The sequence below is a fragment of the Streptomyces tendae genome, assembly GCF_008632955.1.
Taxonomy (GTDB): Bacteria; Actinomycetota; Actinomycetes; order Streptomycetales; family Streptomycetaceae; genus Streptomyces.
Genome location: NZ_CP043959.1, coordinates 1,206,972 through 1,231,052 on the forward strand (window position 1 = coordinate 1,206,972; position 24,081 = coordinate 1,231,052).

General features: G+C 71.1%; 24 protein-coding genes. 10 read left to right on the forward strand and 14 right to left on the reverse strand.

Annotated features, from left to right (window positions below; all coding sequences use genetic code 11):
- Positions 1–110: 110 nt before the first annotated feature.
- Positions 111–371 carry a UBP-type zinc finger domain-containing protein gene (locus F3L20_RS05730; protein WP_150152747.1) on the reverse strand — a complete coding sequence of 87 codons (261 nt, stop codon included), beginning with the start codon at positions 369–371 and terminating at the stop codon, positions 111–113.
- 59 nt (positions 372–430) lie between these two features.
- On the opposite strand from F3L20_RS05730, the gene F3L20_RS05735 reads away from it, so the two are divergent.
- Positions 431–2,023 (forward strand): Na+/H+ antiporter, encoded by a 1,593-nt coding sequence (locus F3L20_RS05735; protein WP_150152749.1) that lies wholly within the window; start codon positions 431–433, stop codon positions 2,021–2,023.
- A gap of 108 nt (positions 2,024–2,131) precedes the next feature.
- On the opposite strand, the gene F3L20_RS05740 is transcribed toward F3L20_RS05735, so the two are convergent.
- Together F3L20_RS05740 and F3L20_RS05745 are read right to left on the reverse strand one after the other, a co-directional pair.
- The gene (locus tag F3L20_RS05740; RefSeq protein WP_150152751.1) at positions 2,132–3,058 is read right to left on the reverse strand and encodes a 1-aminocyclopropane-1-carboxylate deaminase/D-cysteine desulfhydrase; all 927 of its coding nucleotides are present in this window, start codon (positions 3,056–3,058) and stop codon (positions 2,132–2,134) included.
- A 164-nt stretch (positions 3,059–3,222) separates the two neighbouring features.
- A complete protein-coding gene (locus F3L20_RS05745; RefSeq protein ID WP_145827461.1) occupies positions 3,223–3,804 on the reverse strand; it encodes an N-acetylmuramoyl-L-alanine amidase in 582 nt (193 codons plus the stop codon).
- 301 nt (positions 3,805–4,105) lie between these two features.
- Between F3L20_RS05745 and F3L20_RS05750 the strand changes: the two genes are divergently transcribed.
- The 3 genes from F3L20_RS05750 (at position 4,106) to F3L20_RS05760 (ending at position 7,583) form a co-directional block, all read left to right on the forward strand.
- The gene (locus F3L20_RS05750) at positions 4,106–5,509 is read left to right on the forward strand and encodes a family 2B encapsulin nanocompartment shell protein (RefSeq protein WP_150152753.1); all 1,404 of its coding nucleotides are present in this window, start codon (positions 4,106–4,108) and stop codon (positions 5,507–5,509) included.
- 133 nt (positions 5,510–5,642) lie between these two features.
- Positions 5,643–6,764 (forward strand): family 2 encapsulin nanocompartment cargo protein polyprenyl transferase, encoded by a 1,122-nt coding sequence (locus tag F3L20_RS05755; RefSeq protein WP_150152755.1) that lies wholly within the window; start codon positions 5,643–5,645, stop codon positions 6,762–6,764.
- A 195-nt stretch (positions 6,765–6,959) separates the two neighbouring features.
- Positions 6,960–7,583 (forward strand): GNAT family N-acetyltransferase, encoded by a 624-nt coding sequence (locus F3L20_RS05760; RefSeq protein ID WP_150152757.1) that lies wholly within the window; start codon positions 6,960–6,962, stop codon positions 7,581–7,583.
- Between the two features lie 141 nt (positions 7,584–7,724).
- On the opposite strand, the gene F3L20_RS05765 is transcribed toward F3L20_RS05760, so the two are convergent.
- The 3 genes from F3L20_RS05765 to sodN all read right to left on the reverse strand — a co-directional run bounded on the left by F3L20_RS05765 (position 7,725) and on the right by sodN (position 9,157).
- Positions 7,725–8,153: a VOC family protein gene (locus F3L20_RS05765; RefSeq protein ID WP_145827462.1), complete on the reverse strand. Its 429-nt coding sequence runs from the start codon at positions 8,151–8,153 to the stop codon at positions 7,725–7,727.
- Between the two features lie 19 nt (positions 8,154–8,172).
- Positions 8,173–8,595 (reverse strand): helix-turn-helix domain-containing protein, encoded by a 423-nt coding sequence (locus F3L20_RS05770; protein WP_024884434.1) that lies wholly within the window; start codon positions 8,593–8,595, stop codon positions 8,173–8,175.
- 166 nt (positions 8,596–8,761) lie between these two features.
- Complete coding sequence (sodN, locus tag F3L20_RS05775; protein ID WP_006136256.1) at positions 8,762–9,157, reverse strand: superoxide dismutase, Ni; 396 nt, start codon at positions 9,155–9,157, stop codon at positions 8,762–8,764.
- A gap of 145 nt (positions 9,158–9,302) precedes the next feature.
- Between sodN and sodX the strand changes: the two genes are divergently transcribed.
- Positions 9,303–9,737, forward strand: a complete 435-nt coding sequence (gene sodX / locus F3L20_RS05780) for a nickel-type superoxide dismutase maturation protease (protein ID WP_150152759.1) — start codon at positions 9,303–9,305, stop codon at positions 9,735–9,737.
- On the opposite strand, the gene F3L20_RS05785 is transcribed toward sodX, so the two are convergent.
- The gene (locus F3L20_RS05785; protein ID WP_145827302.1) at positions 9,620–10,270 is read right to left on the reverse strand and encodes a CGNR zinc finger domain-containing protein; all 651 of its coding nucleotides are present in this window, start codon (positions 10,268–10,270) and stop codon (positions 9,620–9,622) included. The two genes, sodX and F3L20_RS05785, sit on opposite strands and share 118 nt — an antisense overlap.
- 99 nt (positions 10,271–10,369) lie before the next feature.
- Here F3L20_RS05785 and F3L20_RS05790 point away from each other — a divergent pair, with 99 nt between their 5' ends.
- Positions 10,370–11,140 carry a class I SAM-dependent methyltransferase gene (locus F3L20_RS05790; protein WP_150152761.1) on the forward strand — a complete coding sequence of 257 codons (771 nt, stop codon included), beginning with the start codon at positions 10,370–10,372 and terminating at the stop codon, positions 11,138–11,140.
- A gap of 63 nt (positions 11,141–11,203) precedes the next feature.
- Here F3L20_RS05790 and F3L20_RS05795 read toward each other — a convergent pair whose 3' ends face one another.
- From F3L20_RS05795 to F3L20_RS05805, 3 genes are read right to left on the reverse strand one after another with little or no spacing between them, the layout of a single operon-like run.
- Entirely contained in the window at positions 11,204–11,965 is a 762-nt protein-coding gene (locus tag F3L20_RS05795; protein WP_145827304.1) for an amino acid ABC transporter ATP-binding protein, read from the reverse strand.
- Positions 11,962–12,930, reverse strand: coding sequence for an amino acid ABC transporter permease (locus F3L20_RS05800; RefSeq protein WP_150152763.1), 969 nt, complete (start codon positions 12,928–12,930; stop codon positions 11,962–11,964). Before F3L20_RS05800 ends, F3L20_RS05795 begins: the two co-directional genes overlap by 4 nt.
- 32 nt (positions 12,931–12,962) lie before the next feature.
- The gene (locus F3L20_RS05805; protein ID WP_150152765.1) at positions 12,963–13,931 is read right to left on the reverse strand and encodes an ABC transporter substrate-binding protein; all 969 of its coding nucleotides are present in this window, start codon (positions 13,929–13,931) and stop codon (positions 12,963–12,965) included.
- A gap of 579 nt (positions 13,932–14,510) precedes the next feature.
- Here F3L20_RS05805 and F3L20_RS05815 point away from each other — a divergent pair.
- The 4 genes from F3L20_RS05815 (at position 14,511) to F3L20_RS05830 (ending at position 17,766) form a co-directional block, all read left to right on the forward strand.
- Positions 14,511–15,749: an NAD(P)-dependent malic enzyme gene (locus F3L20_RS05815; protein WP_150152767.1), complete on the forward strand. Its 1,239-nt coding sequence runs from the start codon at positions 14,511–14,513 to the stop codon at positions 15,747–15,749.
- A gap of 171 nt (positions 15,750–15,920) precedes the next feature.
- Complete coding sequence (locus F3L20_RS05820) at positions 15,921–16,886, forward strand: zinc-binding dehydrogenase (protein WP_150152769.1); 966 nt, start codon at positions 15,921–15,923, stop codon at positions 16,884–16,886.
- Positions 16,887–16,996: 110 nt separating this feature from the next.
- Positions 16,997–17,206: an HTH domain-containing protein gene (locus F3L20_RS05825; RefSeq protein ID WP_145827309.1), complete on the forward strand. Its 210-nt coding sequence runs from the start codon at positions 16,997–16,999 to the stop codon at positions 17,204–17,206.
- The gene (locus tag F3L20_RS05830; protein ID WP_150152771.1) at positions 17,206–17,766 is read left to right on the forward strand and encodes a Clp protease N-terminal domain-containing protein; all 561 of its coding nucleotides are present in this window, start codon (positions 17,206–17,208) and stop codon (positions 17,764–17,766) included. Before F3L20_RS05825 ends, F3L20_RS05830 begins: the two co-directional genes overlap by 1 nt.
- Before the next feature lie 7 nt (positions 17,767–17,773).
- Here the strand turns inward: F3L20_RS05830 and F3L20_RS05835 are convergent, their stop codons facing one another.
- From F3L20_RS05835 to F3L20_RS05850, 4 genes are all read right to left on the reverse strand, one after another.
- Entirely contained in the window at positions 17,774–18,817 is a 1,044-nt protein-coding gene (locus F3L20_RS05835) for a helix-turn-helix transcriptional regulator (RefSeq protein ID WP_150152773.1), read from the reverse strand.
- Position 18,818: 1 nt separating this feature from the next.
- Complete coding sequence (locus F3L20_RS05840) at positions 18,819–19,691, reverse strand: DUF4097 family beta strand repeat-containing protein (protein ID WP_150152775.1); 873 nt, start codon at positions 19,689–19,691, stop codon at positions 18,819–18,821.
- 212 nt (positions 19,692–19,903) lie between these two features.
- Positions 19,904–20,083, reverse strand: a complete 180-nt coding sequence (locus F3L20_RS05845) for a DUF6104 family protein (protein ID WP_023586593.1) — start codon at positions 20,081–20,083, stop codon at positions 19,904–19,906.
- 86 nt (positions 20,084–20,169) lie between these two features.
- A complete protein-coding gene (locus F3L20_RS05850) occupies positions 20,170–23,967 on the reverse strand; it encodes a multifunctional oxoglutarate decarboxylase/oxoglutarate dehydrogenase thiamine pyrophosphate-binding subunit/dihydrolipoyllysine-residue succinyltransferase subunit (RefSeq protein WP_150152777.1) in 3,798 nt (1,265 codons plus the stop codon).
- Between the last annotated feature and the right edge of the window lie 114 nt (positions 23,968–24,081).

Sequence of the window (24,081 nt, forward strand, 5' to 3'; positions counted from 1 at the left end):
AACACGCTCCGTGGCTAGGGGTCTGCGGCGGCCAAATGGGAAGTGCGCGCGCCGCATTGACGTACCCAGGCGTAGGACCGTCGAACCGTCCGGCGCCGGGGCCCGCCGCGTCACACCAGTACGTGGTCGACGAAGCACCAGCGCCACTCCTCGCCGGGTTCGTGGGTCCGCATCACGGGGTGGCCGGTCTCCTTGTGGTGCTGCGTCGCGTGCCGGTTCGGCGACGAGTCGCAGCAACCGACGTGGCCACAGGTGAGGCAGAGACGCAGCTGCACCGGGTTTGTGCCGTCCCGCAGGCATTCCGGACACGTCGTGCCGAGCGGGGCCGGCTCCGGGTGCGGCAGCGCGTCGAGGTGCGTGCACTGTTTCATGATTGCCAGATTACGACGGGCGCGCGGACGACCGCGCGGAAAACGAGGGTGGGCCCGACATGGACGTGATGCCCCTGCTGCTGCTCGTGGCGGGCAGCGCAGCGATCGCCGCCGCCGGCCGGCGGACACCGGTACCGCCGCCGCTGCTGCTGGTAGCGGCCGGCCTGGTGGTCAGCTACGTCCCCGGCGTGCCCGACTACGCGCTGGACCCGCACATCGTGCTGCCGCTGATCCTTCCGCCGCTCCTCTACACGGCGGCCGTCGAGAGCTCCTATCTCGACCTGCGGGCGCAGCTGCGGCCGGTGGCCCTGCTGTCCGTCGGGTACGTGCTGTTCGCGACCCTCGCCGTGGGCTGGTTCGTGCACCTGCTGGTCCCGGCGCTGCCGCTGACCGCGGCGCTGGTCTTCGGCGCCGTGGTGGCCCCGCCGGACGCCGTCGCGGCGACGGCGGTGGCGCGCAGGGTCGGTCTGCCCTCGCGGATCACCACGATCCTGCAGGGCGAGTCCCTGTTCAACGACGCCACCGCCATCACCGCGTTCCGGGTGGCCGTCGCCGCGTCCGTCGGCGAGGGCGTGAGCTGGGCCGGGGGAGTGGGCGAGTTCCTGCTGGCGGCGATCGGCGGTGCGGCGGTCGGCCTGGTGCTGATGGCGCCGCTGCACTGGCTCCGCACCCACCTCAGGGAGACGCTGCTGCAGAACACCCTCTCGCTGCTGATCCCGTTCGTCGCGTACGCCGTCGCGGAGCAGGTGGAGGCCTCCGGTGTCATCGCCGTCGTCGTGGTCGCCCTGTACCTGGGGCACCGCGCGTGGGAGGTCGACTTCGCCACCCGGCTCCAGGAGGAGGCGGTGTGGAAGATGGTGGCGTTCGTCCTGGAGTCGGCCGTCTTCGCCCTGATCGGACTGCAGCTGCCGGTCGTCATGGGGGGGCTCGGCGAGCACGAGGGGATCGCCTCCGCCTGGTACGCCGTGGTCGTCTTCGTGGTGGTCGTCTTCGTGCGGTTCGTGTGGGTGTACCCGGCGGTCTGGCTGCCGTGGCTGCTCTCGGCACGGGTCCGGGCGCGGGAGCGGCGGCCCGGCTGGAAGGCCCCGTTCGTGATCTCGTGGGCCGGGATGCGCGGCGTGGTCTCGCTGGCCATCGCCTTCTCGATCCCGGTCACCGCCGAGGGTGAGGACTTCCCGCACCGCTACCTGCTGCTGTTCCTGACCTTCACCACCGTCATCGGCACCCTCGTCGTGCAGGGGCTGACCCTGCCCCCGCTGATCCGGCTGCTGAAGCTCCCGGGACGTGATCAGCAGGCCGAGACCCTGGCCGAGGCCAACGCGCAGGCGCAGGCGTCCCGGGTGGCCGAGGAACGCCTCGACGAGCTGCTCGCCGACGAGCGAAACGCCCTGCCGGAGCCGCTGGCCGACCGGCTGCGCATCGTATTGGAGCGCCGCCGCAACGCCGTCTGGGAGCGGCTCGGGCAGGTCAACCCCGTCACGGGCGAGTCGGTGGACGACACCTACCGGCGGCTGTCCCGGGAGATGATCAGCGCCGAGCGGGACATGTTCGTCAAACTGCGCGACGGGCGCTACATCGAGGACGAGATGCTGCGGACGCTGCTGCGCCGGCTGGATCTGGAGGAGGCCGCGGCCTTCCGGGAGACGGAGTAGGGCCGCTGTCCGTCCCGGGGGACGGACCAGGCCGCCCCCGGGACCCGGGGGCGGGCCGGTCCGGACGGGAGGACCGGGGGAAGACCGGGCTCACGGGGACGGCCGTGCTCAGGGGAATGGCCGGCCGGTGATCACCGCGGCGACCGCGCTCCCGCGCGGGAAGGCGCCCTCTTCCACGAGGGTGACAAGGGCATGAAGCAACTTGGCGACATAGATACGTTCCACGGGGACGCCGTGACGCTGTTCGAAGTCGGCGGCGAACACCTCCAGGGCGGCCGGGACGCGCGCGAAGCCGCCCGCGTGGAAGCGCTCGTCCAGGCTCCAGTCGCCGCGCGGGCCCCCGAACGCCTCGGTCTGCAGCGCCCGTATCTCCCCGGTGAGGAAGCCGCCCCGGAGCACCGGTATGCCCAGCGAGCGCCCGGCCCCGGCGAACCCGGCGGCCAGTCCCGCGAGCGTGCCGCCGGTGCCGCAGGCCACCGCGGCCACGTCCGCCTCTCCCGCCAGCTCCCGGCCGAGGTCCTGGCACCCGCGGACGGCCGCGGCGTTGCTGCCGCCCTCGGGCACCACGTACGCGTCCCCGGCTTCCGCCGCGCGCAGGACTTCCCCGAGGGTGTCCGGGTCGGTCCTGCGGCGGTACACCGACCGCGGGACGAAGTGCAGCCTCATGCCGTCGGCCGCGCACCGGGCCAGCGACGGATTGAGCGGCCGGCCGGCGAGTTCCTCGCCGCGCACCACTCCGACCGTGCGCAGGCCGAGCAGCCGGCCGGCGGCGGCCGTGGCCCGCAGGTGGTTGGAGTACGCGCCGCCGAACGTGAGCACCGTGCGCCCGTCCGCCGCCGCGAGGTTCGGCGCGAGCTTGCGCCACTTGTTGCCGACCAGCTCGGGATGGATGAGATCGTCCCGCTTCAGCAGCAGCCGGATCCCGTGTCGCTCGAACCGCCCGTCGACGACCTCCCGCAACGGCGAGGGCAGCCGCGGGCGCAGGCCGGTCAGGGCGTCGGGGCCGGAGGCGTCGGAGCTGGTCACGGGGGCCATTGTCGCCCGGAGCGGGGCACGGCCGCTGCCGGACGGCCCGTAGGCGGACGGCTCCCGTCGGCCGGTGGCCGCCGCGGCGCGGGGCGTCGCCGGTGTTCCGCGCGTGGGGGGTGTCCGGAGGGGCGGAACACCGGCGGCGGGGTCCGCGTCGCCGGGCGGACGTGTCACTTCAGGCGGTCGCGGATCCGGTTGCGCATCGCGTTCATCGTGAAACCGCGCGGGTCCACCTTGCCCGGCTGCCACTCGAGGTGGCCGATGACCGATCTCTCGTTCCAGCCGTGGTGGCGGCAGACCGCGGCCGCGGCCCGCTCGATGGCCTCCAGCTGAGCCGCCGGCCACGGGTCCTTGCCGTCGCCGAGGTTCTCGCACTCGAAGCCGTAGAAGTGCCGGTTGCCGTCCGTGTTGGCCTCGTTGTCGGACGGGAACGTCTTCTTCTCGGCGATCACCGCCCGCAGCACGTCGTCGTCGCCCAGCCCCGCGTGGTTGGCCCTGCCGTAGCCGACGAGGTGGACCCGGCCGTCCTTGGTGATGACGCCGTGGCACAGCGGTCCGGGCAGGCCGGAATAGCCCTTGCGGCAGATGTCCACCGTCGCGGCGCTGCCCTTGGTCACGGTGTGATGGATCATCACGCCGTGCACCGGGCCCCACGGGCCCTTGTGGTTGCGGTTGTGGTCACGCCAGTCGCCGACCTCGACGACCGTGAGGCCCTCCGCCTTGAGAGCGCGCAGGAACGCGCTCGCGGACATGGGTGGGGCCATGACCGCCCTCCTTCGTGCCGGCGACGGCCGCCGAGCGCGGCCGTCCGATACAGGGCCTATAGCCGAAAGTCGGGAGTTCAAGTACTCGTTCGGCTGCTGTGCGAGTCGATCCGGACAATTTCCCTCCGTTCGACCGCCGTTGGACGGTGCCTGAGTGTGCCCACCCCTCTCAAGATCCAACCCCGCTCGTTCGTGTAATGGCGCGGGCACGTTGGGTGAGGAACCCTTGATCACGCAGTGCGACGCCCGGCGCGGCCGGGCGGAGATCTATTGGGGAGGGCAATTTCCTATGTCGGTAGGCGAAGAGGTCCGCGCGGAGCAGGACAGGCAGCAGCAGAGCCTCGGTACGGCAGCGGCGCGGAACCTGGCCACCACGACCAAGTCCGTGCCACAGATGCAGGAGATCAGCTCCCGCTGGCTGCTGCGGATGCTGCCCTGGGTCGATGTGCAGGGCGGCACGTACCGGGTCAACAGGCGGCTGACCTACGCCGTGGGCGACGGCCGGCTGACGTTCGTGAAGACGGGCGACCGGGTGGAGATCATCCCGGCGGAGCTGGGGGAGCTTCCGGTCCTGCGGTCCTACGAGGACGAGGAGGTGCTGTCCGAGCTGGCGTCCCGCTGCCGGCAGCGCGAGATCGAGGCCGGCCAGGTGATCGCCTCCTTCGGCAGCCCGGCCGACGAGGTGTACCTGCTGGCGCACGGCCGGGTGGAGCGCGTCGGCACCGGCCCCTACGGCGACGACGAGTCCCTCGGCGTCCTGGCCGACGGTGCCTACTTCGGTGAGCAGGCGCTCCAGGGCGAGGACGCCATCTGGGAGTACACGGCCCGCACCCTCACCGCCTGCACGGTCCTGGTGCTGCCGCGCGAGGCCGTGGAGCAGGTCGCCGAGCGGTCGGAGTCCCTGCGCGAGCACCTGCGCCGGAGCCTCGTCCCGGACGAGCGCACCAACAAGTACGGCGAGAAGGAGATCGACCTCGCGGCCGGCCACAGCGGCGAGCCGGACATCCCGCACACGTTCGTCGACTACGAGGCGCGGCCCCGCGAGTACGAACTGAGCGTCGCCCAGACCGTGCTGCGCATCCACACCCGCGTGGCCGACCTCTACAACCAGCCCATGAACCAGACGGAGCAGCAGATCCGGCTGACCGTCGAGGCCCTGAAGGAGCGCCAGGAGCACGAGCTCGTCAACAACCGCGACTTCGGCCTGCTGCACAACTGCGAGTACGACCAGCGCATCCAGCCGCACGACGGGGTGCCGGGCCCCGACGACATGGACGAACTGCTCAGCAGGCGCCGGGGCACCAAGCTGCTGCTCGCCCACCCGCGCGCGATCGCCGCGTTCGGCCGCGAGCTCAACAAGCGGGGACTCGTCCCGGAGACGATCGACGTGGGCGGCAACCGCATCCCCACCTGGCGGGGCGTGCCGATCTACCCGTGCAACAAGATCCCGGTGACCGAGGCCCGTACGACCTCCATCATCGCGCTGCGTACCGGGGAGGAGGACCAGGGCGTCATCGGTCTGCGGGCGGCCGGCATCCCCGACGAGATCGAGCCGAGTCTGTCCGTGCGGTTCATGGGCATCAACGAACAGGCCATCATCAAGTACCTGGTCACGGCCTACTACTCGGCGGCCGTCCTGGTGCCGGACGCGCTCGGCGTCCTGGAGAACGTCGAGATCGGCCGGTGGCGGTGACCGACCGCCGGCTCCCGTCGCCCGCGCCGTGTCCCCGCCCGTCCGGGCGGGTACATCACGGAGGAACGTGCTCGACAGGGGCGGAAGCGCCACCTCTCCGCTCCTCCACCGAGTCGCTCCCAGGGGGAAGCCGATGACGGAGTCGATGATCCAGCCGAAGGCGGGCCGGCCGGAGCAGCGCACGGCCCGCACCGCGCCGGAGAGCACCACCGCGCCGGAGCCCCACCCCGCGGACGGACACGAGGCGACGACCCTGCTGGAGCGGACGAGGGCCGCGGTCGATCCGGTGCTGCGGACCGCCCTCGGCTCACTGCCCGCCCCGATGCGCCGGGTCGCGCTCTACCACTTCGGCTGGCAGAACGGGGACGGCACACCGGCCGACGGAGGCGCGGGGAAGGCGATCAGGCCCGCCCTGGTGCTCGCCGCGGCCTCCGCGCTGGGCGGCCCCGCCGCCCGGACGGCGGCCCTGCGGGCGGCGGCCGCGGTGGAACTGGTCCACAACTTCACGCTCGTCCACGACGACGTGATGGACCGGGACACCACCCGCCGCCACCGCCCCACGGTGTGGACGGTCTTCGGGGACGCCGACGCGATCCTCGTGGGGGACGCCCTCCAGGCGCTCGCCCTGCGGCTGCTCGCCGAGGACCCCCATCCGGCGGCCCCGGCCGCGGCGGCCCGGCTCGCCCAGTGCGTGGTCGAACTGTGCGCGGGACAGCACGTGGACACCGCCATGGAGCGGCGTGCCCCCGACGAGGTCACCCTCGCCGAGACGCTCGCCATGGCCGAGGCGAAGACCGGGGCCCTGCTCGGCTGCGCCTGCGCCGTCGGCGCGCTGTACGCGGACGCGGGCGAGGCGGAGGTCGCGGCGATGGACGCGTTCGGCCGGGAGGCGGGACTGGCGTTCCAGCTGATCGACGACGTGATCGGCATATGGGGCGACCCGCGCCGCACCGGCAAGCCGGCCGGGGCGGACCTCGCCGCCCGCAAGAAGTCGCTGCCGGTCGTCGCCGCCCTCACCTCCGGCACCCCGGAGGCCGCGGAGCTCGCCACCGCGTACGCCGCCCCGCACCGGGAGGAGGACGTCGAACACCTCACCCGGCTGGTGGAGTTGGCCGGCGGCCGGGACTGGGCGCAGACCCAGGCGGCCGACCGGATGGCCCGCGCGATGCAGGAGGTGGCCCGTGCGGTGCCGGACCCGGAGGCGGCGGGCGGGCTGCTGGCCCTGGCCGAGTTCGTGACCCGGCGCAGCACCTGACGGGGCGGCCCCGGCCGTCCCCCCGACCCCGGTACCACGCACCGCCGGGCGGCCCTGACCCGCACGGCGGCGTGGTCCCGGTCCGGCGGGTCCCGCACTTCCCCACGGTGTGCGGGGCCCGCCTCCCTCCCTCCGTCCGCCCTGGATAGGCTCAACACCCGTACGGGCAACGATGGTTGAGACGAAGGGACGGACATGGGCGTGGCGATCCGGACGGCCGGCGGCGACGACCGGGAGCGGGTGGTCCGGCTGCTGGACGAGGCGTTCCAGGACGACCCGGTCAGCAGCTGGGTGTTCCCCGGCGAGGAGTACCGCCGTACGACGCACCACCGGCTGATGGCCGCCTTCACCGACGCCACGCTCGCCGAGGGGCGCGTCGACCTCGCGGAGGACGGCTCGGCGTGCGCCCTGTGGATGTCCGTACCGGCGGACGACCCCGGCCACGGTGACGAGGGGAACGGCAGCGACGAGTTCGCGGAACTGCGCCGGGCCGTCGACCCGGACAACGAGCGGGTGGAGCTGATCGGCCGGCTCACCGCGGGCATCCACCCTCAGGGGCGGGCCCACGAGTATCTGTGGATGATCGGCGTGGCCCCCGGCCGGCAGGGCGAGGGACTGGGCACCGCGCTGATCGGCACCGTCCTCGACCGCTGCGACCGCGAGGGGCGCCCTGCGTACCTGGAGGCGAGCAGCGAGCGCAGCGCGCGGCTCTACCGGCGCCTCGGCTTCGAACCGGTCGGCGAGCCCCTGAGGCTCCCGGACGGACCGCTCATGTACCCGCTGTGGCGCGAGCCCCGGACCTCCGGCCCGCGAGACTGACAGCCCGGCCGGCGTCCCTCCCGTACGCCGAGTCCGTGCCGTACAGGGACGTTCGGCCCTGTACGGCGCCCCGCCCGTGGTGATCCTGTGCCTCGTCGCCGCAGTCACCGCAGTCACCGCCGTCGGGGGTGCGGCGGGCGTTCAGTCCGCGGGACGTTCCAGGAAGCGCACCATGTTCCCCGCCGGGTCGCGGAACGCGCAGTCCCGCACCCCGTACGGCTGGTCCACCGGCTCCTGCAGCACATCGGCCCCGGACGCCCGTACGCGCTCGAAGAGGGCGTCGCAGTCGGTGGTGGTGAAGTTGACCCCGCGCAGCATGCCCTTGGCCAGCAGTTCGGCCATCGCCTGTTTGTCGGCGGGGGAGGAGTCGGGGTTCGCGGCGGGCGGCTCCAGGACGATCTCCACGTCCGGCCGCTCCGGCGAGGCGACCGTCACCCAGCGCATCCCCTCGAACCCCACGTCGTTGCGTACCTCGAGCCCGAGGACGTCGCAGTAGAAGGCCAGCGCCTTGTCGTGGTCGTCGACCGCGACGAAGCACTGCGCGAGCCTCACGTCCGTTGCCCTGTCCATACCGTCCATGCCGTCCACGCTAGAAGGTTCCGCTCGGATCGGCCCGCCTGCGGACCCGCAGGGGGCGGGTGTACATCCGTGCCACGCACGGCGGGATGACCGCGCTCTCCTCGTGCGAGCGCGCCCGGTAGGCACTCGGCGTCTCCCCGACCAGCTCGGTGAACCGGGAGCTGAACGACCCGAGGGAGGTGCACCCGACCGCCATGCACACCTCCGTCACCGTGAGGTCGCCCTGCCGCAGCAGCGCCTTGGCACGCTCGATCCGCCGCGTCATGAGATAGGCGTACGGCGTCTGCCCGTACGCCGCGCGGAAGCTGCGCTGGAAGTGGCCGGGGGACATCAGGGCCGTCCGCGCCAGCTCCGCGACGTCGAGCGGCTCGGCGTACTCCCGGTCCATCCGGTCCCGGGCCCGCCGCAGCCGGACCAAGTCCTCGAGCTCCATCCGCCCAGCATCCCACGCCCCGCGCGGGCGGTCCCGGGAAAACGTCCGGACGCCGCCCGGAAGCCCGAAGGGGGCCCGCCGCACACTGCGGCGGGCCCCCTCCGGAAAGAGCCCACGGCCTGCGATGGTGCACCGACCGCCGGCCGTCGGGAACAGTCGGGCCCGGTCAGGCCTTCTTGGTCTCCCAGAAGATCTTGTCGATCTGGGCGATGTAGTCCAGCGCCTTCTGGCCGGTGGCCGGGTCCGTCGACGCCTTGGCGGCCGAGAGGGCCTTCAGGGTGTCGTTGACCAGCTGGTGCAGCTCCGGGTACTTCTCGAAGTGCGGCGGCTTGAAGTAGTCGCTCCACAGCACGGAGACGTGGTGCTTCGCCAGCTCGGCGCGCTGCTCCTTGATGACCGTGGCGCGGGCCTGGAAGTGCGGGTCGTCGTTGCCGGCCATCTTCTCCTGAACGGCCTTGACCGACTCCGCCTCGATGCGGGCCTGGGCGGGGTCGTACACACCGCAGGGCAGGTCGCAGTGCGCGCTGACCTTGACCCTGGGGGCAAACAGGCGGGAAAGCATGAAGCGTTCCTTCCTCGTGATCGTCTTCTCACAGGGGACATTACTCCGTGACGGACGGCTTTTCGCGAGTGCCCCCGGGGGCTTAGGACAAAAGTCGGGGGTCAGACTGAGACTGGTGGAGGAAGAACCGGGGAGGTGCCGGGAGATGCCGGAGCTGTCGCAGGACGCCGAGCGGGTGAGGGCGCCGCTGCCCTTCGGGGTGGCCGAGGTGACCGGTCCGTCGATGGTGCCCACGCTGCGCCACGGGGACCGGCTCCTTGTGCACTACGGGGCGCGGGTGAAACGCGGCGACGTGGTCGTGCTGCGCCACCCGTTCCAGCAGGACCTGCTGGTCGTCAAGCGGGCGGCCGAGCGGCGCGAGGGCGGCTGGTGGGTGCTCGGGGACAACGCGTACGCGGGCGGCGACAGCACCGACTACGGCGTCGTGCCCGACGAACTGGTGCTGGGCCGGGTCCGCTTCCGCTACCGCCCGCGCGGCTCCGGCCGGCGCTCGCCGCTGGCCGCGGTGGGCTGGGCGCTCACCGCGGCGCGGCCGGTGCTCTCCGGACGCTCCGCCTCCAAACGCTTGCGGGCCCGGTAGGCGGCCACGTTGGCACGGGTGGCGCAGCGGTCCGAGCAGTAGCGCCGGGAGCGGTTGGTCGAGGTGTCCAGATAGGCGTTGCGGCAGGGCGCGGCCTCGCACAGGCCCAGGCGGTCCACGCCGTACTCGGTGAGGTGGAAGGCCAGGCCCATCGCGGCGGTCGCGGCGTAGCCCGCGGTCGCGTTGGACGGGTGGTCGGCCAGGTGCATGTGCCACAGCGGGCGGCCGTCGTCGTCACGGAAGTCGTGGCCGGAGATCTGCGGGCTCACCGGGAACTCCAGCAGCAGCGAGTTCAGCAGGTCCACCGCGAGGGTCTCGTCGCCGCCGTCCGCCGCCTCGAAGACCGAGCGGAGCCTGGCCCGGACCGAGCGGAACCGCGTCACGTCGGCGTCGGTGGCCCGCCGGGCGGCCGACTGGTTGCCGCCGAACAGGTCGCGGACGGCCTCGACCGAGGTCAGCGCGTCCGTGCCCCGGGCCGGTTCCTCGGTGTTCACAAGACGTACGGCGTAATCCGAGTAATAGGCCAGTTCCACTTGTAGTCCTTACGCAGGGGCTCTATGGTCGTGCGTGCGGTCGGGTAACAGACGATCGTGTGTCCAGGGTATTACGTAGCGCTGCGAGGGAGGGGCTCGATGACGGACCCGCACACCACCACGGCCGGCACCGACTGGCAGGCCTGGCAGGAGAGCTGGGACCGGCAGCAGGAGTGGTACATGCCCGACCGGGAGGAACGCTTCCGGGTCATGCTCGACATGGTCGAGGCCCTCGTCGGCACCGCGCCGCGCGTCCTGGACCTGGCCTGCGGCACCGGCAGCATCACCGCCCGGCTGCTCGACCGGTTCCCCGACGCCGTCAGCACCGGCGTCGACCTGGACCCGGCGCTGCTCGCCGTCGCCGAGGGCACGTTCGCCGGCGACGAGCGGGTCACCTTCGTCACCGCCGACCTGAAGGACCCCGGCTGGGCGAAGCAGCTGCCGCACGGCTCCTACGACGCCGTACTGACCGCGACGGCCCTGCACTGGCTGCACCGGGAACCCCTCGCGGACCTCTACGGACACATCGCGGGCCTGGTCCGCGACGGCGGTGTCTTCATGAACGCCGACCACATGATCGACGAGACCACGCCCCGGATCAACGCGGCCGAGCGCGCGCAGCGCCACGCCCGCATGGATCAGGCCAGGTCCGAGGGCGCCCTCGACTGGGCCGAGTGGTGGCAGCTCGCCGCGAAGGACCCTGTCCTCGCCGGACCGACGGCCCGCCGCTTCGAGATCTACGGGGAGCACGCCGACGGCGACATGCCGTCCCCGGCGTGGCACGCGCGCGTACTGCGCGAGGCGGGCTTCGCGGAGGCCCGCCCGGTGTGGTGCTCCCCGTCGGACACCCTGCTGCTGGCCCTGAAGTAGCACGGACGGAAGGGGCGGTACGGGAGTCCCGTACCGCCCCTTCGCCGTGCGCCGGTGCCGAGGTCAGAGCACCTTGGACAGGAACGACTTGGTGCGCTCGTGCTGCGGGTCGGTCAGCACGTCCCGGGGGTGGCCGGACTCGACCACCACACCGCCGTCCATGAAAACCAGGCTGTCGCCCACCTCGCGGGCGAAGCCCATCTCGTGCGTGACGACGATCATCGTCATGCCCGACTCGGCCAGGTCGCGCATGACGTCGAGGACGTCACCGACCAGCTCCGGGTCGAGCGCCGAGGTCGGCTCGTCGAACAGCATCAGTTTCGGGTCCATGGCGAGCGCCCGCGCGATCGCCACCCGCTGCTGCTGGCCGCCGGAGAGCTGTGAGGGGTAGCTGCCGGCCTTGTCGGCCAGGCCCACCCGCTCCAGCAGTTCGAGCGCCCGCTGCCGTGCGCTCGCCCGGTTGACGCCCTTGACCTGGACCGGCGCCTCCATGACGTTCTCGACGGCCGTCATGTGCGGGAACAGGTTGAAGCGCTGGAAGACCATGCCGATGTCCCGGCGCTGCTGGGCGACCTCGCTGTCCTTCAGCTCGTAGAGCTTGTCACCCTTCTGGCGGTAACCCACCAGCTCGCCGTCGACGTACAGCCGGCCGGCGTTGATCTTCTCCAGGTGGTTGATGCACCGCAGGAAGGTCGACTTGCCCGAGCCGGAGGGGCCGATGAGGCAGAACACCTCGCCGGTCTTCACCTCCAGGTCGATGCCCTTGAGGACCTGCACCCCGCCGAAGGACTTGTGGACGCCCTCGGCCTTCACCATGGCCGTCATACCGTGCTGCTCCTCTCGCGGCTGAAGGCCGTCAGGTTGACCTTGACTTTCTGCCACGGAGTCGCGGGCAGGTTCCGGGACGAGCCGCGCGCGAAGCGGCGCTCCAGGTAGTACTGGCCGACGCTGAACACGCTGGTGATGACCAGGTACCAGATGCACGCCACGAACAGCATCTCCATCACGGCGTACGACGTGGAGCCGATCGTCGAGGTGGCGCGCAGCAGTTCGTTGTACGTCACCGCGTACACCAGCGACGAGGTCTTCAGCATGTTGATGAACTCGTTGCCGGTCGGCGGCACGATCACCCGCATCGCCTGCGGGATCACGATGCGCCGCAGCGTCTTGGCGTGGCTCATGCCCAGCGCGTGCGACGCCTCGGTCTGGCCCTCGTCGACGGACTGCAGGCCGGCGCGGCAGATCTCCGCCATGTACGCCGCCTCGTTGAGGCCGAGGCCCAGCAGGGCCGCCATGAACGGCGTCATGACGTCGACCATCTCGTCCTTGTAGAACGGGCCGAGGTTGAGCATCGGGAAGATCAGCGCCAGGTTGAACCACAGCAGGAGCTGCACGTACACCGGCGTGCCGCGGAAGAACCAGATGTAGACCCACGCCACCCAGCTGGTCACCGGGTTCTTCGACAGCCGCATCACGGCGAGGATCACACCGAGGACCACACCCATGACCATCGCCAGGATGCTGATCAGCAGGGTACGGCCGGCGCCGGCCAGGACGGTGCCGTCGAAGACGTAGTCGCCGACGGCCTGCCACTGGATCTTCTCGGCGGTGGCGAAGGCGTTGACGAGGAGGGCCACCAGGGCCAGCACCACCGCGGCGCTGACCCACCGGCCGTAGTGGCGGACCGGGATGGCCTTGATCACCGCGGGTGGCACGGGGGCCCCGTCGTCCTTGGAGACGACGGCCGCCGGTCGGGCGTCGGCCGTCTCCTTGTCGAATTTGTCGCTCACTGTGACTGCCCTTCAGTACGTGCCCGAGCGCGTCACTTGCCGCCGTTGACCACGGCCTTGTCGACGGCGCCGGTCTCGGCGCCCCACTTCTCGAGGATCTTCGTGTAGGTGCCGTCCTCGATGATCGCGTTGACGGCGGCCTCCAGAGCCGCGGTGAGCTCCTTGTTGTCCTTGTTGACCGCGATGCCGAACGGACCGGCGTCCACCTGCTCGCCGACGATCTCGAACGCCTTGCCGTTGTCCGCCTTGCGGACCAGGTCGACCGCGACCGGGTAGTCGTTGACGCCCGCCACCGCGCCGCCCGACTTCACACGGGTCTGCGCCTCGGTGTCGTTCTCGAACGACTGGATCTTGACCGCCTTCTTGCCGGCGTCCGTGCACTTCTTGGACTGGTCCTGCAGCGCCTTCTCGTACGTGGTGCCGCGCTGCACGGCGGCCGGCTGCCCGCAGAGGTCCTCGATGGAGTTGATCCCCTTGGGGTTGCCCTTCTGGACGTACACGGCGGTGCCGGCGACGAAGTAGTCGACGAAGTCGACACCCGGGCCGAGCTTCTTGCCCTTGTCGTCCAGGCCCTCCTGACGCTGCTTGTTGTCCGTGATGGACGACATCGCGATGTCGTAGCGGCCCGAGTTCAGGGAGGTGATGAGACCGTCGAAGGAGCCCGAGGTGAACTCCACCTTGACACCGAGCTTCTCGCCCAGCGCGGCGGCGATGTCCGGGTCGACGCCGACGATCTTGCCGCCCTCCTGGAACTCCATCGGGGCGTACTCGGCGTTGGTGCCGGCCTTCAGGACGCCCGCGTCCTGGATCTTCTTGGGCAGCTTGTCGAACAGCGGGGCCGAGCTGGTCTTGCCCGAGTCCTTGTCCTTGCCACTGCTGCCGCTGTCGTCGGTCTGGTCACCGCAGCCGGTGAGAAGCAGTGCGCCTGCGACCGCGATCGCGCCGACCGCTGCAATCCGTGAGCGCGCGGCGGTGGTACGACGGGTGGTGCTTGCGGTCATGGTGGGTTCCTCCGGCGGATGGGTGGAGTGCCGATGGGCCGGCGACTGCCTGTCGGCATCGCCTCGGGGTCGACGGGGGCACACACCTTCGAGTGCCGCGACCTCGTGTGATTACCGCATCTTGCCATTCGGATTGGACCGTTCAGGGGGCCTGTGATGTCAAAATCGGATAACGGCGGGTCCCCGAACCCGACCACTTGGGTACATCGCGACCGGAGACTCTTCGGGAATCCTCCATTCCGGCCGCAAGATCTTCTCCGACATCCCGGTTGCGCGAGCGACCCGCCGAGATGATGGGGCACTTGCGGGCTTGCTGGGAGTTCGTCCAGGTCTTGTCCTGATATCGGACGAAGATTCGCGGTGTCGGCATGTGACCTTCGCGTTATGGACTCGTCGCCGACGGCGTCCGTCCGGTAAGAAGGTTCTTTACACCCCTCATCCGGGGCTCAAGGGCGCGTGTGCGGCGCGCCCGTCGTGTTCGGCCCGTACGCATCATCCCTCCGGGCCTTGCGCGGTCCCGCCCACCCCTCACCAGGAGTGGCAACCCTCAAACAATGAACACTTAAGGGGTAAAACCAAGTGGCAGCGGAGATTGTGAATCCTCGCAGCGACAGCGAGAACCGGGATGCTTCCGAGCAGGGCGGAGGGGCGGCCGAGCCCCTGGAGTCCTTCGACCCGGCGTTCGCGCTGCACCGCGGAGGCAAGATGGCCGTGCAGGCCACCGTGCCCGTCCGTGACAAGGACGATCTGTCCCTGGCGTACACGCCCGGCGTCGCGAAGGTGTGCAGCGCGATCGCCGAGCAGCCGGAACTCGTCCACGACTACACATGGAAGTCGTCGGTCGTCGCCGTCGTGACGGACGGTACGGCCGTGCTGGGGCTCGGCGACATCGGGCCCGAGGCCTCCCTCCCGGTGATGGAGGGCAAGGCCATCCTCTTCAAGCAGTTCGGTGGCGTCGACGCGGTCCCGCTCGCGCTGAACTGCACGGACGTCGACGAGATCGTCGAGACCGTGGTCCGGCTCGCCCCGTCCTTCGGCGGCGTGAACCTCGAGGACATCTCGGCCCCCCGGTGCTTCGAGATCGAGCGGCGGCTCCAGGAGCGCCTGGACATCCCCGTCTTCCACGACGACCAGCACGGCACGGCCGTCGTGACGCTCGCGGCGCTGCGCAACGCGGCGCGGCTGAGCGGGCGTCCGCTGGGCGAGCTGCGGGCGGTGATCTCCGGCGCGGGCGCGGCGGGTGTCGCCATCGCCAAGATGCTGGTCGAGGCCGGCATCGGCGACGTGGCGGTGGCCGACCGCAAGGGCGTCGTCTCCCGGGACCGCGAGGACCTCACGCCGATCAAGGCGGAGCTGGCGTCGTTCACCAACAAGGCCGGCATCTCCGGCCCGCTGGAGTCCGCGCTGGCGGGCGCCGACGTGTTCATCGGCGTCTCCGGCGGCACGGTGCCGGAGCCCGCGGTGGCGTCGATGGCGGAGGGCGCGTTCGTCTTCGCCATGGCCAACCCGAACCCGGAGGTGCACCCGGAGGTCGCGCACAAGTACGCGGCCGTCGTGGCCACCGGCCGGTCGGACTTCCCGAACCAGATCAACAACGTGCTGGCGTTTCCCGGCATCTTCGCGGGCGCGCTGCAGGTGCGGGCCTCGCGGATCACCGAGGGCATGAAGCTGGCCGCCGCCGAGGCGCTGGCCGCGGTCGTCGGTGACGACCTCGCCGCCGACTACGTCATCCCGTCCCCGTTCGACGAGCGGGTCGCCCCCGCGGTGACGGCCGCCGTGGCCGCCGCCGCCCGGGCGGAGGGCGTCGCCCGGCGCTGAGCGTATGTGAGAGGGGCCCCGCCACGCCTGTGGACGGGGCCCACGCGTTTTCCGGGGGTGTCGGTACGCGTGACCCGGTCCGGGGCAACGTGACCCTGCCCGGGGCAAGAGGGCGTGTGTCACAGGCCGGCACGGTTCCTTCGGCGGGGCGCGGACCCTATCGTCAAGGTCATGTTCGCTGTCTACGCCGCCCGAATCGACCGCGACCAGCCGCTCACGGGTCTGGAGTCGGGAGAGCGTCCCGCTCCCGAGTCCCGGCCGGGCTGGAGCACCGTCACGGTCAAGGCCGCCTCCCTCAACCACCACGACCTCTGGTCCCTGCGCGGCGTCGGCCTCGCGGAGGACAAGCTGCCGATGATCCTCGGCTGCGACGCAGCCGGTGTCGACGAGGACGGCAACGAGGTCGTCCTGCACTCGGTGATCGGACAGAGCGGTCACGGCGTGGGGCCCCGGGAGCCCCGCTCCATCCTGACCGAGCGCTACCAGGGCACCTTCGCCGAACAGGTCGCCGTGCCCACCTGGAACATCCTGCCCAAGCCCAAGGAGCTCTCCTTCGAGGAGGCGGCCTGCCTGCCCACGGCCTGGCTGACGGCCTACCGCATGCTGTTCACCAACGCCGGGGTACGGCCCGGCGACTCGGTGCTGGTACAGGGCGCCGGCGGCGGTGTCGCCACCGCCGCGATCGTGCTGGGCAAGGCGGCGGGCCTGCGCGTCTTCGCCACCAGCCGGGACGAGGCCAAGCGCAAGCGGGCGCTGGAGCTGGGCGCCGTGGAGGCCGTGGAACCCGGTGCGCGGCTGCCGCAGCGGGTCGACGCGGTGATCGAGACCGTGGGCGCGGCCACCTGGTCGCACTCGGTGAAGTCGCTGCGCCCCGGCGGGACGCTGGTGATCTCCGGCGCCACCAGCGGTGACCGGCCCTCGCACGCCGAGCTGACCCGGGTCTTCTTCCTGGAACTGAGGATCGTGGGGTCGACGATGGGCACCAAGGACGAGCTGGAGGACCTGCTGTCCTTCTGCGCCGCCACCGGGGTGCGGCCCGTCATCGACGAGGCGCTGCCCCTGGACCGGGCCCGCGAGGGCTTCGAACGCATGGCGTCCGGCGAGCTGTTCGGCAAGATCGTGCTCACCAACCACTGAGGCGGAGCCTTCCCCTGCTCTCGTCCTACGGCCGGTCCGGTGTCCCCGGGCCGGCCGTCGGTATGTCAACTGTGGTTGACATCATCGGTGTGTCAACGTAAGTTGACGTCATGACTGAGGCAACCGATCTCGCCGAGCGGGCCGGTGACCGCGACCCGCGGGTCGGCCTGCGGGCCGTCGCCGCGCTGCGCAGGCTGCTCGAACAACTGGAAACCGTGCAGGTACGCAACGCGCGCAACCACGGCTGGTCGTGGCAGGAGATCGCGACCGAACTCGGGGTCAGCAGGCAGGCCGTGCACAAGAAGTACGGGAGGCATTGATGTTCGAGCGGTTCACCAAGGACGCCCGCGACGTGGTCAAAGGGGCCGTCGTCCAGGCGGAACGGGCGGGAGCTGGACACGTCGGCACCGAGCACCTGCTCCTCGCCCTGCTCGACCGTGAAGGCAGCCGGGCCTCCTTCGCTCTGACCGCCCTCGGACTCGGCGAGCGCCGCGAGGCCGTACGGGAGGCGCTGGAGGAGGCGCGGCGGCGGGGCGGACTCACCCAGGCCGAGACCGACGCCCTCGCCGGACTGGGCATCGACGTACCGGGGATCGTCGCCCGGGTGGAGGAGGCCCACGGACCCGGAGCACTGTCCGGGAGCCGGGTCCGTGGCCGGTGGCCCGGGCACCGGCCCTTCGACCGGGCGGCCATGGACGTCCTCGTCGGGGCGCTGCGTACCGCCACCGCCCGGCGGCACCGGCACATCGGCGACGAGCACCTGCTGCTCGCCCTCACCGCGCGCCCCGGCGTGCCCGCCGAGGTCCTGGCCGACCACGGGGTGACCTACGCGTCGGTGACCCGGGTGCTGTACGGCGACGGCGAGGCCAAGGCGGGCTGACGCGGGCTCAGGGCTTCGGCGCGCGCAGCAGCGCCCCGATCCGGGTGGCCGCCGTCGACAGATGGCGGCGGGCGTCCCGGAGCTGGTCCGCGGTGACCCCGTGGTCCCGGGCGGCGTCCCGGACGTCGTCCCGGAAGCGGTCCAGCAGCCGCTCCAGGTCGCGCGCCGGGTCGCCGGTGGAGTCCGCGGCGCTCTCGTGCCCCCAGGCGGGGGCGTAGTCGGCGGGGAAGTCCTCGGGAGTCGAGGAGTACGACGGCCGGGAGGCCGCCGGTTCGCCCGCGGCCGTGCGGCCGAAGGCGAAGTCCTTGCCGAAGTCGCTCATCTCCTTGACCAGATCGCCCAGGCCCTCGCGCAGACCGGACGGCCAGTCGCCACGGGTGACGTGGTCCTGCACCTGCTCCTGCACCTGCCGGACGATGCGCTGCACCTGCTCCTGCGCCTTGTCCTGCGCCTCCTTGGCCTGACGCCGGGCACGCTGGGCCTCCTCACGGGAGCGCCGGCTCTCGTCCTTGGCGCGCCGGGCCTGCTCCTTCCACTCCTGCTTGGCGCGGCGCATCTCCTCCTTCGCGGCGCGCCAGGCGTCCTTGTCGCCGAACATCGAGAAGTCGCCGAAGTCGCCGGCCACGCCCTCCTTGCCGCCCGGGGCGTCCCCGCCCCGGGACTGGCGGGCCCGGCCGGCCGCGGCCCGCATCTCGCGGCGCAGATCGCCCGCCGCGCCGCTGACGTCGGCCTTGATCTCCGCGGCCAGCTCGGCGACCGACTCGCGGATCTCCAGTTCCAGGTCGGCCAGCTCGCCGCTGCGGTCGGCCAGTTCGGCCCGGCCCGCGTCGGTGATCGAGTACACCTTGCGGCCGCCCTCGGTGGTGTGGGTGACCAGCCCCTCCGCCTCCAGCTTGGCCAGGCGGGGGTAGACCGTGCCCGCCGACGGTGCGTACAGCCCCTGGAAGCGCTCCTCGAGGAGGCGTATCACCTCGTAGCCGTGGCGGGGAGCCTCGTCGAGCAGCTTCAGCAGATACAGGCGGAGGCGTCCGTGGGCGAAGACGGGGGGCATGTCAGAGCACCTTCTTGTCGGTCGTACCGGCATTGTCTCCCGAGCCGTCCCGCCGGTCGGGCTCGTCCTCCCGGGGTGGGCGGCGCAGCAGGGCGATGGAGCCGGAGACGGTGGTGGCCCGCAGCTTCCCGCTGCCCGCGCCCAGCCGGCCGGTGAGCTTGTGGGCGCCCCAGATGCCCTGCACCCGGAGGTCGTCGAAGGCGTTGGAGATGGCGCCGCTCGCGGTGTTGGCCTCGACGTCGGCGTCGGCCGGGTCGGGCAGCCGGACCGCTATCTCGCCCGAGACGCTGGTCAGCCGGATGTCGGTGGGGCCCTCGGGGTCGAGGTCCACGATCATCGAGCCGCTGACCGTGTCCGCCCGGACGGAGGGGCCGGAGCCCTCGACGACGGTGAGGTCGCCGGAGACGGAGGCGAAGTGGAGGTCGCCGGTGACGGACTGCGCCTCCACGCTGCCGGAGACGGTGTCCGCGCGGACCGGGCCGGAGAGGGCGACGAGGGTGGTGTCGCCCGCGACGCCCTTCACCGCGGCAGGGCCCCGGATGCCGGAGACGACGGCGGTGGCGCCGACGACCCCCACCTCGACCTTGGTGCCGGCCGGGACCGCGAGGGAGACGACGGCGCTGCGCCGCCAGCCCTTGCGGTCGAGCCACTTGAGGAAGCCCTTCCAGGGGAGGTCGTCGTAGGCGACGGTCAGGACGCCGTCCTTCTGCGTGACGACCAGGGGCGGGCCCTCGATGTCGGAGACATGGAGGCGGGCCTCGGTCTCGTCCGTCCCCACCACGTTCACCGTGCCGTTGACGATGCGGACGTTGAGGTGGGTCAGGGGGGCGTCGAAGGTGAGTTTGGCCGGGTCTGCGACGGACCACTCGGGCATGGGACGACCTCCTGATCGCGGGTGGATACCCGGGGCGCGAGGCATCGCGCCATATCGCGTATTACTCGACTCACGATATATCGCGGCAGGAGAAAGTCAAGGCACTCGTTCTGGTGAACGGTGCCTTGGGAGGTGAGGTATGGGGTTGTGGTGAGCGTTCGCCGGCGGAGATGAGGGCGCCGGGACAGGGCGGGTGGGCGCGGGGGGGCGGACTACTCCTCGTCCTCGTCGTCCAGGCGGGCCAGCCAGGTGGCGAGGCGTTCCACCGGGACCTCGAAGTCGGGGTTGAGGTCGACGAAGGTCCGCAGCTGCTCCGCGAGCCACTCGAAGGTGACCTCCTCCTCCCCGCGCCGCTTCTCCAGTTCCTCGATGCCACGGTCCGTGAAGTACATGAGGCCAAGGATATGTGCCGGGAAACGGGCGGGCCGCACCCCCGTGAAGGGGTGCGGCCCGCCCGCGTACCGCGTGACGCCGCCGGTCAGGCCTCGAAGACCTCACGCACCAGCTGCTCCTGCTCGGCCTGGTGGCGCTTGGCGGAGCCGACCGCGGGCGACGAACCGTGCGGCCGCGAGATGCGGCGCAGGCGCTCGTCGTGCGGGAGGTCGGCACCGACCGCCAGGTCGAGGTGGTCGATCAGGTTGAGCGCGATGAACGGCCAGGCACCCTGGTTTGCCGGCTCCTCCTGGGCCCACAGGTACTTCTCGGCGTTCGGGTACTTCTTGATCTCCGCCTGGAGCTCGGTACCCGGCAGCGGGTACAGGCGCTCGATGCGGATGATCGCCGTGTCCGTCGCGCCGCGCTTCTTCCGCTCGGCCTCCAGGTCGTAGTAGACCTTGCCGGCGCAGAAGACGACCTTCTTCACCGCGGCCGGGTCGACCGTGTCGCCGATGACCGGGCGGAACTGGCCCGTGGTGAACTCCTCCGCCTTCGACGCGGCGGCCTTCAGACGCAGCATCGACTTCGGCGTGAAGACGACCAGCGGCTTGTGGTGCGGGTTGTGCACCTGCCACCGCAGGAGGTGGAAGTAGTTCGACGGCGAGGTCGGCATGGCGACCGTCATGTTGTTCTGGGCGCAGAGCTGCAGGAAGCGCTCCGGGCGGGCCGAGGAGTGGTCCGGGCCCTGGCCCTCGTAGCCGTGCGGGAGGAGCAGGACCACACCGGAGGTCTGGGCCCACTTCTGCTCGGCCGACGAGATGAACTCGTCCACGACCGTCTGCGCGCCGTTGACGAAGTCGCCGAACTGCGCCTCCCACAGCACGAGCGCGTCCGGGCGGGCGAGCGAGTAGCCGTACTCGAAGCCCATGGCCGCGTACTCGGACAACAGGGAGTTGTAGACGTTCAGCCGCGCCTGGTCCTCGGAGAGGTACTGCAGCGGCGTGTACTCCTCGCCGGTGCTGCGGTCGATGATGACCGCGTGGCGCTGGCCGAAGGTGCCGCGCTGGGAGTCCTGTCCGGCGAGCCGGACCGGGACGCCCTCCAGCAGCAGCGAGCCGAAGGCGAGGGTCTCGCCCATGCCCCAGTCGATGGTGCCGTCCTCGACCATCGCCGCCCGGCGCTGCAGCTGCGGCAGCAGACGCGGGTGGACGGTGATGTGGTCGGGGACGTTCACCTGGGACTCGGCGATCCGCTTGACGACCTCCGTGGTCACCGCGGTGTTCACGGCGACCGGGAACTCGGCCTGCGGGTCCGAGGGCGCCACCGTGGACGGCTGTGAGGTGGCCTCGCGGACCTCGGTGAAGACCTTCTCCAGCTGGCCCTGGTAGTCCTGCAGCGCCTGCTCGGCCTCCTCCAGGGTGATGTCGCCGCGACCGATGAGGGACTCGGTGTAGAGCTTGCGCACCGAGCGCTTCTTGTCGATCAGGTCGTACATCAGCGGCTGGGTGAAGGCCGGGTTGTCCGACTCGTTGTGACCGCGCCGGCGGTAGCAGATGAGGTCGATCACCACGTCCTTGTTGAACGCCTGGCGGAACTCGAAGGCCAGGCGCGCGACGCGCACCACCGCCTCCGGGTCGTCGCCGTTCACGTGGAAGATCGGGGCCTCGATCATGCGGGCCACGTCCGTCGCGTACATGGAGGAACGCGAGGACTCGGGGGCCGCGGTGAAGCCGACCTGGTTGTTGATGACGACGTGGACCGTGCCGCCGGTGCGGTAGCCGCGCAGCTGCGACATGTTCAGGGTCTCGGCCACCACGCCCTGGCCCGCGAAGGCCGCGTCGCCGTGGATCGCCACCGGCAGGACGGTGAAGTCCGTGCCGCCCTTGTTGATGATGTCCTGCTTGGCGCGGGAGACGCCCTCCAGGACCGGGTCGACCGCCTCCAGGTGCGAGGGGTTGGCGACCAGGGAGACCTTGATCTGCTCGCCGTCCAGGCCGGTGAAGGTGCCCTCGGCGCCCAGGTGGTACTTCACGTCGCCGGAGCCGTGCATCGACTTCGGGTCGAGGTTGCCCTCGAACTCGCGGAAGATCTGCGCGTACGACTTGCCGACGATGTTCGCGAGCACGTTCAGCCGGCCGCGGTGGGCCATACCGATGACGACCTCGTCGAGGCGGGACTCGGCCGCCGAGTCCAGCACCGCGTCGAGCAGCGGGATGACGGACTCGCCGCCCTCCAGGGAGAAGCGCTTCTGGCCGACGTACTTCGTCTGCAGGAAGGTCTCGAACGCCTCGGCGGCGTTCAGGCGGCGCAGGATGCGCAGCTGCTCCTCGCGCTCCGGCTTGGAGTGGCCGCGCTCCACCCGGTCCTGGATCCACTTGCGCTGCTTGGGGTCCTGGATGTGCATGAACTCGATGCCGGTGGTGCGGCAGTACGAGTCGCGCAGCACGCCGAGGATGTCGCGCAGCTTCATCATCGACTTGCCGGCGAAGCCGCCGACGGCGAACTCGCGCTCCAGGTCCCACAGGGTGAGGCCGTGCTCGACGATGTCCAGGTCGGGGTGCTTGCGCTGCTTGTACTCCAGCGGGTCGGTGTCGGCCATGACATGGCCGCGGACCCGGTAGGAGTGGATCAGGTCGAAGACCCGGGCGGCCTTGGTGACGTCGTCGTCGTGGCTGGCGTCGATGTCCTTGAGCCAGCGGACCGGCTCGTAGGGGATGCGCAGCGCCTCGAAGATCTCGTCGTAGAAGCCGTTCTCGCCGAGCAGGAGGTTCGCGACCTGGCGGAGGAACTCGCCGGAGGCGGCGCCCTGGATCACCCGGTGGTCGTAGGTCGACGTGAGCGTCATGACCTTCGAGATGCCGAGCTTGTTCAGGGTGTCCTGGGAGGTGCCCTGGAACTCCGCCGGGTAGTCCATGGCGCCGACGCCCATGATGACCGACTGGCCGGGCATCAGGCGCGGCACGGAGTGGACGGTGCCGAGGCCGCCGGGGTTGGTCAGGGAGACCGTGACACCGGTGAAGTCGTCCATCGTCAGCTTGTTGTCGCGGGCGCGACGGACGATGTCCTCGTAGGCCTGCCAGAACTCGAAGAAGTTCAGCGTCTCGGCCTTCTTGATCGCCGCGACGACGAGCTGGCGGTCGCCGTTGGGCTTGACCAGGTCGATGGCGAGGCCGAGGTTGATGTGCTCCGGCTTCACCAGGGTCGGCTTGCCGTCCACCTTGGCGTACGAGTGGTTCATCGACGGCATGGCCTTGATGGCCTGGACCATGGCGTAGCCGATGAGGTGCGTGAAGGAGATCTTCCCGCCACGCGCCCGCTTCAGGTGGTTGTTGATGACGATGCGGTTGTCGAACAGCAGCTTCACCGGGACGGCGCGCACGGACGTGGCCGTGGGCAGCTCCAGCGAGGCGTCCATGTTCTTCGCCACGGCGGCGGACGGACCGCGCAGGGTCACCCGCTCGGGCCCGCTCTTGGCCTCACCCGCGGGCTCGGCCTTCTTGGCCGGGGCCGGCTTCGCGGCGGGGGCGGCCGGAGCGGCCGCCTTCGCCGGGGCGGGAGCCTGGGCCGGAGCCTTGGCGGCCGCCGGAGCGGCGGCAGCGGGCTGCGCGGCCGGGGCGGGCACGTCCGCCTTCGCGGGAGCGGCCGGCTGGGCCGGAGCGGTGGGGGTCACAGCGGCCCCCGCGGCCGCGTCACCCGCCGGAGCCGAGGTCGCAGGCGCGCCCGGCTTGTAGTCGGCGAAGAAGTCCCACCAGGCTCGGTCCACCGAGTTCGGGTCCTGGAGGTACTGCTGGTAGATCTCGTCGACGAGCCATTCGTTGGCACCGAAGGCCGCAGCGGGGTTCTTTCCCGCTTGGTCGGTGTCGGTCGAGATGCTCGAGTTACTGGGGGACTGTGGCGACACGGCGTCAACCGCCCTCTTCCGCTTCGCAAGATGATGGACAGCGGAAATAAAGGCTACGCCTCCGCGCGCGAGAAGGTCAGGCCGGGCCCGAGCAACGTCGTGCACATCACATCT

What these genes read in the sequence shown, in the direction of transcription:
- F3L20_RS05825 (WP_145827309.1), top strand. Translation starts at nt 16,997, where the DNA reads ATGACTGAGGCAACCGATCTCGCCGAGCGGGCCGGTGACCGCGACCCG.
- F3L20_RS05755 (WP_150152755.1), top strand. Translation starts at nt 5,643, where the DNA reads ATGACGGAGTCGATGATCCAGCCGAAGGCGGGCCGGCCGGAGCAGCGC.
- F3L20_RS05740 (WP_150152751.1), bottom strand. Translation starts at nt 3,058, where the DNA reads ATGGCCCCCGTGACCAGCTCCGACGCCTCCGGCCCCGACGCCCTGACC.
- F3L20_RS05750 (WP_150152753.1), top strand. Translation starts at nt 4,106, where the DNA reads ATGTCGGTAGGCGAAGAGGTCCGCGCGGAGCAGGACAGGCAGCAGCAG.
- F3L20_RS05845 (WP_023586593.1), bottom strand. Translation starts at nt 20,083, where the DNA reads ATGTACTTCACGGACCGTGGCATCGAGGAACTGGAGAAGCGGCGCGGG.
- F3L20_RS05820 (WP_150152769.1), top strand. Translation starts at nt 15,921, where the DNA reads ATGTTCGCTGTCTACGCCGCCCGAATCGACCGCGACCAGCCGCTCACG.
- F3L20_RS05760 (WP_150152757.1), top strand. Translation starts at nt 6,960, where the DNA reads ATGGGCGTGGCGATCCGGACGGCCGGCGGCGACGACCGGGAGCGGGTG.
- F3L20_RS05830 (WP_150152771.1), top strand. Translation starts at nt 17,206, where the DNA reads ATGTTCGAGCGGTTCACCAAGGACGCCCGCGACGTGGTCAAAGGGGCC.
- F3L20_RS05730 (WP_150152747.1), bottom strand. Translation starts at nt 371, where the DNA reads ATGAAACAGTGCACGCACCTCGACGCGCTGCCGCACCCGGAGCCGGCC.
- F3L20_RS05745 (WP_145827461.1), bottom strand. Translation starts at nt 3,804, where the DNA reads ATGTCCGCGAGCGCGTTCCTGCGCGCTCTCAAGGCGGAGGGCCTCACG.
- F3L20_RS05770 (WP_024884434.1), bottom strand. Translation starts at nt 8,595, where the DNA reads ATGGAGCTCGAGGACTTGGTCCGGCTGCGGCGGGCCCGGGACCGGATG.
- F3L20_RS05765 (WP_145827462.1), bottom strand. Translation starts at nt 8,153, where the DNA reads ATGGACAGGGCAACGGACGTGAGGCTCGCGCAGTGCTTCGTCGCGGTC.
- F3L20_RS05790 (WP_150152761.1), top strand. Translation starts at nt 10,370, where the DNA reads ATGACGGACCCGCACACCACCACGGCCGGCACCGACTGGCAGGCCTGG.
- F3L20_RS05805 (WP_150152765.1), bottom strand. Translation starts at nt 13,931, where the DNA reads ATGACCGCAAGCACCACCCGTCGTACCACCGCCGCGCGCTCACGGATT.
- F3L20_RS05835 (WP_150152773.1), bottom strand. Translation starts at nt 18,817, where the DNA reads ATGCCCCCCGTCTTCGCCCACGGACGCCTCCGCCTGTATCTGCTGAAG.
- sodX (WP_150152759.1), top strand. Translation starts at nt 9,303, where the DNA reads ATGCCGGAGCTGTCGCAGGACGCCGAGCGGGTGAGGGCGCCGCTGCCC.
- F3L20_RS05735 (WP_150152749.1), top strand. Translation starts at nt 431, where the DNA reads ATGGACGTGATGCCCCTGCTGCTGCTCGTGGCGGGCAGCGCAGCGATC.
- F3L20_RS05840 (WP_150152775.1), bottom strand. Translation starts at nt 19,691, where the DNA reads ATGCCCGAGTGGTCCGTCGCAGACCCGGCCAAACTCACCTTCGACGCC.
- F3L20_RS05795 (WP_145827304.1), bottom strand. Translation starts at nt 11,965, where the DNA reads ATGACGGCCATGGTGAAGGCCGAGGGCGTCCACAAGTCCTTCGGCGGG.
- sodN (WP_006136256.1), bottom strand. Translation starts at nt 9,157, where the DNA reads ATGCTTTCCCGCCTGTTTGCCCCCAGGGTCAAGGTCAGCGCGCACTGC.